The organism is Flavobacterium riviphilum, from assembly GCF_055231795.1.
On record NZ_JBUYSY010000029.1, the window covers coordinates 1 to 7,460 of the forward strand.

6 protein-coding genes and 3 tRNA genes are annotated in these 7,460 nt (G+C 36.8%); 4 read left to right on the forward strand and 5 right to left on the reverse strand.

Annotation, left to right across the window (positions count from 1 at the left end):
* Positions 1-201: 201 nt before the first annotated feature.
* The 3 genes from ACZIX2_RS14010 to ACZIX2_RS14020 all read right to left on the reverse strand — a co-directional run bounded on the left by ACZIX2_RS14010 (position 202) and on the right by ACZIX2_RS14020 (position 507).
* A tRNA-Leu gene (locus ACZIX2_RS14010) sits at positions 202-284 on the reverse strand.
* A gap of 40 nt (positions 285-324) precedes the next feature.
* Positions 325-397 (reverse strand) — tRNA-Lys (locus ACZIX2_RS14015).
* Between the two features lie 37 nt (positions 398-434).
* A tRNA-Lys gene (locus ACZIX2_RS14020) sits at positions 435-507 on the reverse strand.
* A 126-nt stretch (positions 508-633) separates the two neighbouring features.
* Between ACZIX2_RS14020 and ACZIX2_RS14025 the strand changes: the two genes are divergently transcribed.
* The gene (locus tag ACZIX2_RS14025; protein ID WP_463340723.1) at positions 634-1,152 is read left to right on the forward strand and encodes a shikimate kinase; all 519 of its coding nucleotides are present in this window, start codon (positions 634-636) and stop codon (positions 1,150-1,152) included.
* Here ACZIX2_RS14025 and ACZIX2_RS14030 read toward each other — a convergent pair.
* Both ACZIX2_RS14030 and ACZIX2_RS14035 read right to left on the reverse strand, forming a co-directional pair.
* On the reverse strand, positions 1,144-1,644 hold the full coding sequence (locus tag ACZIX2_RS14030) for a phosphoribosyltransferase domain-containing protein (protein ID WP_463340724.1): 501 nt from the start codon (positions 1,642-1,644) through the stop codon (positions 1,144-1,146). The genes ACZIX2_RS14025 and ACZIX2_RS14030 overlap by 9 nt on opposite strands.
* Positions 1,645-1,712: 68 nt before the next feature.
* Entirely contained in the window at positions 1,713-2,108 is a 396-nt protein-coding gene (locus ACZIX2_RS14035; RefSeq protein ID WP_463340725.1) for an RNA-binding S4 domain-containing protein, read from the reverse strand.
* 78 nt (positions 2,109-2,186) lie between these two features.
* Between ACZIX2_RS14035 and ACZIX2_RS14040 the strand changes: the two genes are divergently transcribed.
* The 3 genes from ACZIX2_RS14040 to ACZIX2_RS14050 all read left to right on the forward strand — a co-directional run.
* A complete protein-coding gene (locus ACZIX2_RS14040) occupies positions 2,187-3,161 on the forward strand; it encodes an FKBP-type peptidyl-prolyl cis-trans isomerase (protein ID WP_463340726.1) in 975 nt (324 codons plus the stop codon).
* A 249-nt stretch (positions 3,162-3,410) separates the two neighbouring features.
* Complete coding sequence (locus tag ACZIX2_RS14045) at positions 3,411-4,418, forward strand: L-dopachrome tautomerase-related protein (protein WP_463340727.1); 1,008 nt, start codon at positions 3,411-3,413, stop codon at positions 4,416-4,418.
* A gap of 507 nt (positions 4,419-4,925) precedes the next feature.
* Positions 4,926-7,460: HYR-like domain-containing protein (locus tag ACZIX2_RS14050; RefSeq protein WP_463340728.1), on the forward strand; the 2,535-nt coding region annotated here is incomplete at its 3' end.

Genomic DNA, 7,460 nt, shown 5'->3' on the forward strand with positions numbered 1-7,460 from the left:
TTAATTTTTGCTACTCCACAGGTTTTTGCCTTGATCCTAATTTTTGCTACTCCACAGGTTTTTGCCTTGATCCGTGGCTTGTTCTGCAGGTTGAACTAGCATATGGAGAAAAAAATAGCCGGCAAAGATATAAGAAAATTCAATTTTCGAATACATTGCCGGCTAAATCTTTTGCAAGCCCATTCAAAAAGGCTTTTTTTGTGACCATGGAGGGATTTGAACCCTCACGCCCTTACGAGCACCACCCCCTCAAGATGGCGAGTCTACCGTTTCTCCACATGGCCTGAAACAAAAAAAGGTTATCCGTATTACGAACAACCTTTGTGACCCGACTGGGGCTCGAACCCAGGACCCCATCATTAAAAGTGATGTGCTCTACCAACTGAGCTATCGAGTCAATCATTCAAGAAACTAATGCGTATTCACAGTAATTGTGACCCGACTGGGGCTCGAACCCAGGACCCCATCATTAAAAGTGATGTGCTCTACCAACTGAGCTATCGAGTCAATTCGTTTCTTGAATGCGGGTGCAAATATACATCCTTTTTTTCGAATTTTCCAAGCATTTTTATTATAAATTTGTCTTTTTTGTTTAAAAATCTACAACACCTTATCTAGTAAGGTTTTATTATCATGAAAAAAATTATTTTATTGGGGTATATGGGGTGCGGAAAATCGACCATAGCCCAAAAATTGGCCAAAACAATTGGAATTCCCTTCTTGGATTTGGACGAATGGATCGAAAAAAAAACCAATTTGTCTGTCAAAGCAATTTTTGAGCAACAGGGAGAAGTGTATTTTCGTAAACTCGAACATGAAGCTTTTCTTGAAATTTTAGCTTCACCTAATCCTGTTATCCTTGGTTTGGGGGGAGGAACGCCTTGTTATGCTAACAATCATGAGTTGTTGCAGCGTGAAGATGTGGTTTCGGTATATCTCAAAGCATCTGTGGATACTTTATGTCAGCGTCTGTCTAAAAATAAGGCCAAACGTCCGCTAATCGCCCATTTGGACGATAACGAACTTAAGGAATTTATAGCCAAACATCTTTTTGATCGAAGTTATTACTACAATCAAGCTCAATATAAAGTTGAGGTGGATCAGCAATCCATAGACGAAACGGTAGAAGCAATAGTGGCGCTGTTAGCTTAAATAAGCATAACAGTGGCCTGTTTCTTCAAATACAACTTGAACGTGTTCAAATAAAGAGGTAGATAAAGAGATGCCTTTGAAATCAGCTTTTACTGGGTATTTTTTATGATTTCTATCAATGAGAACGGCAGTTTTGAATTTTTTCAAAGGAACGTCCAAGAAATGACGGACTGCATAAATAAGTGTAGTGCCTGAATTGAGCACATCATCTACCAAAACCAAACCTTTGTTAGTGTAGGCTTCTTTTGGTAAAGAAGTTTGTATAGCCAAGTCGGGTTGGTGTTTGTGAAGGATTACTTCGCAAAGCGATACTTGTATAGGGGAGATGTTGCGAAGGGCCTCGGCAATTTTCTGAGCAAATACAAAGCCATTTTTGGTGATACCAGCTATTACTACTTCATCTTCTTTTACAAAGGTTTCGTAGATTTGATAAGCAATACGTTTGATTTTGTGTTCGATTTCGGCCTGTGTTAAGATGATATTTTGATCCATTTTTGTTTTTTTTGGGTATCTATATAAAAGGAAAAAAGCCTAGTGTGATTACAATAGAGGAACGTTTTTTAATTCCATTCCTCTGCATTAGTATCATGACTTGTATTTCCATACTCTTCGATGTCTCTACGGTCTTTTTTGGTAGGTCTACCAGTGCCCGTTTTGCGATAATGTTCTTTGGATAATTTAAGTAATTCTAAATGTTGGTATACCTCTGCTGGAGTATCATTTCTTCGGTAGATGTCTACCAGTTTGGCTCCCACACGGTTTTCGGGAATGTCTAAAACGGTTATGGTTTGTGTAATTTGATCTTTTCGAAAGGTAATCACATCGGTAGGGAAAACCTCTTTGGAGGCTTTGGCTACTTGTCCGTTTACGGTGATTTGATTTTTTTTGCAAGCTTCAGTGACCATATTTCTGGTTTTATAATACCGTACACACCATAAATATTTATCTATTCGCATAAAATTATAAAAATCAAAGTTAAATCTTTTATCAAAATCAATCTAAATTGTATCTTGCGCACTCAAATCGTAGTACTAATGAACAAAATTAAGTTTTATTTTATTTTATCCATGCTATACGTAGCATTATTTTCATGTTCAAAAGATAAAGAGGATGAGATAACCCCTCCAAGAGATTTTGCCGAACAATATGCTACCGATTTAAAGGATATTGAAGAATATTTGAGTACTTATTATATAGAAGAAGTAACGGCCAACTTTGATGTGAAGTTTACCAAAATTCCTGCAGGAGGCACTCAAAAGTCAATCAAAGATCAAACCACGTATCCGTTAAAGTTTAGAGAGGTAAAGATTCATGATATAACTTATAAGTTGTATTACTTGATATTAAATGAGGGTGTTGGAGTTGCGCCTACAAATGTAGATAATTACTTTGTTGGTTATAAAGGTGATTATTTGCAGCAAGTTACTAAGGATGGTGTGACCACACTTACGGTAACAGAATTTGAAAAGACAAATTTTGTATTGTTAACTAATACAGGTTTAAGAATAGGGTTTTCGGAAATGATGCCTAAATTAAAAACGGGCACCTATTCTTCAAATCCAGATGGGACCGTAAATTATCAAAATTTTGGAGCAGGAGTTGTTTTTATTCCTTCAGGTTTGGCATATTTTAATAGTTCTGCAGGAAGTATTCCAGCTTATTCACCACTTATTTTTAATATAAAGTTGTTTGAATTACAACGAAATGATCATGATGGAGATGGCATTCCGTCTTATTTAGAAGATTTAGATGGCGATGGGTATTTGTACGATTTTAGAAATACAAGCTTGTATCCTACGAAGCCAACGACCAATCCAGATGATACCGATGGTGACGAGATTCCAGATTTCTTAGATGTTGACGATGATAATGATAATTATACTACCAAATTAGAACGTTCTTATAAAGATGCTAATGGGGTAACCAAGTATTATGATTTTGCTGATATTCCGCTTTGTACAGGAGGAAATGGTAAGAAAAGACACTTAGATCCCAAATGTCAGAATTAAAAATACACAGATAATGGAAGAAACCGCTTTTAAAGAAGCGGTTTTTTTTATCTCGTTACGGTTCAATTGTGTTGGATTTTGTGCTGGTTTGGGTGCATCCCGTAGGAAGAAGGTTTTGTTGGTTGTTTTTGTAAAAAGCTGTAAATTAGCCACATAGCATTTTGTGTTTGGTGTGAAAGTTATTTTAGTTTTAAAGGTGTTTTGTTTTGTATAGATTTAAAAAGTTGTTCATTTTAAAGAAATAAACCTATGAAAAAGATATTGATGTATTGTATGTTAGGGTTGGTATTGCCTATGTCTTCACAAGAATTAGTTGCCACATTCAAAGGGATTCAGGTAACGGGTTTGGCCATAGCACCTAACGGAAGAATGTTTGCTAATTTTCCTAGATGGAGAGAAAATGTCCCTTTTGCGGTAGTCGAAGTTTTTAAAGATGGCTCCTATATGCCTTATCCTAATGAGGCATGGAATTCATGGAAAAACGATTCCAATACCGAAACCAATCAATTTGTAGCCATACAGTCTGTTCTTGCGGTGAACAATGAGTTGTATGTGCTCGAAACCAACAATCCCCAATTTCAAGGCGTGAGAGCCAATCCGAAAGTATATGTTTTTGATTTGGAAAAAAATCAATTAAAGAAAACCTATACACTTTCGGAAGGCAGTTTTCATAAAAACTCTTACATCAATGACTTACGCGTAGACCAAAAACGGCAATGGATTTATTTTACCGATTCTGGAGAAGCGGGTATAGTGGTGTTGGATATGAAAACGGGAGTTTCCAAACGTTTTTTGGATCGACATAAAGTTACTTTGGCAGAAACCAATCAGTTGCATTGTAGCAATGGAATTTGGAAGAACACGGTACATTCCGATGGAATAGAATGGGATCCCAAAAAGGACATCTTATATTTTCATGCCTTAACGGGTTATACCTTGTATGGAATAAAAATTCCAGCGCTGTTAAAAAATGACGTCAATGGAATTTTTTCGATGACTACTGCTGCGCCGGATGGTTTGGCCATGGACAAAAAAGGTACTATTTATTTTGGCGATTTGGAGCATGATGCCATTCAGTATGTCACAAAAAATAAAACCATAAAAACCCTATCCACAGCTAGTGATAAAATTAAATGGGCCGATTCGTTTGCGATTTATAACAAGCATCTCTACTATACCAACTCAAGAATAAATGAAGCAACAGGAGCTATTGATAGTCTTGAATTTTCGATTTATAAAATTCCATTGCCACAATAAAATATTTAGCAATTTTAAAGAGAATTCCACTTTTTTAAACCACAAAAGATTACAAATAAGGGTTTGAATTGGTTTTTAACTCATCTGTTCAATAAAAATATACAAGGTTGTCTAGTTTAATTAGGCAACCTTTTTGTTTTTCTAGCAATTGGCATAGTGTACATTTAAAGGGGCAATGTATAACATGCGTTAGATGGGGTGCAATCTTTAAGATAAGTTTAATGAAAGGTTGAGATTTGTAAACAACTGATAATCAATGTTAAAGAAAGAAACAATGATTAAAATTATCATAAATTTGTTCTCCTATTTTCAGCTTCAAACGTAATATGTTGGTTATGGTGAATGAAAATATTGCGATACTAGCTTTATTTTCAATGTGCCAAGTGTTATTTTTTTTATTAGGGTTTATTCATCAATTTTAATGTTTCAATGTTTCATTGAAAGTGTTAATGTTCCAAACCTACTAGACTAGCTTGCTCATGATGTGGTCCTAAAACCATAAATATCATGAAAAAAATTACACATTATCTGAAAAAAGGTATGCCTTCTTCGTACCTGGATTGTTTTATTAAGTTTTTAAAGTCACCGGTTTCTCCTTTTTGGTTAAGGAATGTTGTGAATAAAAATTTGCAAGGTGCTTTTCTTGTGGTTATTCTGTTGCTGTTTGCTTTTGAAAATGTTCGAGGGCAGGCCGTTTCTGGTGCTGCAATACAAGCCAATTTTGGTATTGATGCTGATGTTTATGCAAATAAAGGTCAGTTTTTGGTACCTCCTCAAAATTCAAACAATACAGATGACTGGTTTTTGAGTGCAACGTGGACTGGGACAGGTCTAAATATTATAGATCAGACCAATGCTGCTGCATTGAAGACATCGATTCAATCTAATAACAATTTTACTTTTGAAAAACGCATGTCCAAACCTAATAATACCCAAGTAGGGAATTATATATGGATAGATGCAGTATACGGAAGAGACGGAAATTCTACACAAAGTAATAATGATTCTAGTGTATTTAGTGGAAATTCAAATAAAAACGGAGACAACCCCACTACTTGGGCGTTAGGTGTAGGAGGAATACCTCAAAAGAATGACATTGTTGATGTGTTTGGGGCATTAAGACGAGATGTTTCTCCAGCTGCTCTAGCGATTAACCCCAATGGAATTTTGTGGGGATTTGGAGGAGCATCAAAAATTTCTTCTGATGGTAATTCTCATTTCGATTTTGAATTTTTTAGAAATGAAGTTACTTACAATGGTAGTACTTTAGTGGGAACTGGCCAACAGGCGGGACATACCGCATGGGTTTTTGATGCAAATGGAAAGGTTTTAGTTCCTGGAGATATAGACATTGCAATTGATTTTGAAAATGGCGGTACCAAACCATTAGGAAGTGCTCGCGTTTGGATTTCAAATACCGATTTGGCTAATTTTAATTCTAAACCCAATAGACCTTTCAATTTAACAGGTGTTTTTGATCAAGGCAATGGTGCAGGAATTTATGGCTATGCCGAAATTTCACCTTTAGTAGGAACTACTTTAAGTGAAATTTTTGCAGTAGTTAATGTAACAGGTTCAACTCTAGCAGCCCCTTGGGGTACTCTAGAAGGTTCTAATGCTACATATCAAGATAATTTTGCGCCCTTACAGTTTACAGAGTTTGCCATAAATTTAACAGCTTTAGGACTTGATAGTAGAAGTCTAACTCAAGGGCCATGTTCAAATTTGTTGGGTTCATTGTTGGTTAAAACGAGATCTTCTGCTTCATTTACTTCTGAGCTAAAAGATTTTTCGGGTCCCTTTTTGTTTGGTAATATAACCGAAGTGGCTGTCATAGCCAATGTAAGCAATGACTTGACTTGTACCACGCCAACAGCTAAACTTACCGCTACTCCCACACCTCAAAATGCTATTTTGAAATGGTATGGTCCTGCAAGTGGTAATTCTGAAGGGCCATTGTTACAAGGTACTGAACCCGTAGTAAATCTTCCAGGAGTCTACACCGTGTATGCTTATTCTAACTTAGAAGGATGTTTTGCTAAGAAAACAGTTACTGTAATAGATAAAGTAGTGCAACCCACCGTTACGGTGAATTCTCCAACAAAATGTGCTAATGATGCCCCTGTTGCCATTACGGCAGTACCAAATCCTGCAGGCAGTTATACCTATAAATGGACTGTTCCTCTTGGGGTGCCTGATCCAGGAAATGTTGCGACATTTAATGCATCAATTGCAGGGGTTTATGAAGTGGAAATTACAAATGGTATATGCAAAGCAAGTGGTTCAGGAACATTAACGGTAGTACCTAACCCAATTTGTTCCATTACCGGAAATGATATGGTTTGCCCGAGTTCAAAAGCAAATAACTATTCGGGTCCGGCAGGAGAAGGATTAACATATAGTTGGTCAATAAGTGGAAATGGAACCATTGTTGGCGCTACAAATGAAAAAAATGTTGTTGTTGATGCTGGGGGTGTTTGTGGTGAGAACTATACTCTAAAATTAATTGTCACCTCCAATAATTGTTCTTCAGAATGTACTAAAATCGTAAGTGTAAAAGACGATACTAAACCTGTATTGACGATACCACAAGATGCAGCATTCAATTGTGTAGCTGGTGATTCTGGTATGGCAACCGCCACAGACAATTGTGATAAAGCCCCTAAAGTAACTTACAAAGATGAAGGCACTTTAGACAAATGTGGCTTAGGAGTTATCACCAGAACATGGACCGCGATAGATGCCTGTGGCAACACTTCAACCGGAGTTCAAAAAATCACGATAAAAGATGATGAAAAACCCGTGTTGACGCTACCACAAGATGCAACATTCAATTGTGTAGCAGGAGATTCTGGTATGGCAACCGCCACAGACAATTGTGATAAAGCCCCTAAAGTAACTTACAAAGACGAAGGCACTTTAGACAGCTGTGGCTTAGGAGTTATCACCAGAACATGGACTGCGACAGACTGCGCTGGCAACACCTCAACCGGAGTTCAAAAAATCACTATAAAAGATGATGAAAAACCCGTGTTGACAGTC

What these genes read in the sequence shown, in the direction of transcription:
- ACZIX2_RS14040 (WP_463340726.1), top strand. Translation starts at nt 2,187, where the DNA reads ATGAACAAAATTAAGTTTTATTTTATTTTATCCATGCTATACGTAGCA.
- ACZIX2_RS14025 (WP_463340723.1), top strand. Translation starts at nt 634, where the DNA reads ATGAAAAAAATTATTTTATTGGGGTATATGGGGTGCGGAAAATCGACC.
- ACZIX2_RS14045 (WP_463340727.1), top strand. Translation starts at nt 3,411, where the DNA reads ATGAAAAAGATATTGATGTATTGTATGTTAGGGTTGGTATTGCCTATG.
- ACZIX2_RS14030 (WP_463340724.1), bottom strand. Translation starts at nt 1,644, where the DNA reads ATGGATCAAAATATCATCTTAACACAGGCCGAAATCGAACACAAAATC.
- ACZIX2_RS14035 (WP_463340725.1), bottom strand. Translation starts at nt 2,108, where the DNA reads ATGCGAATAGATAAATATTTATGGTGTGTACGGTATTATAAAACCAGA.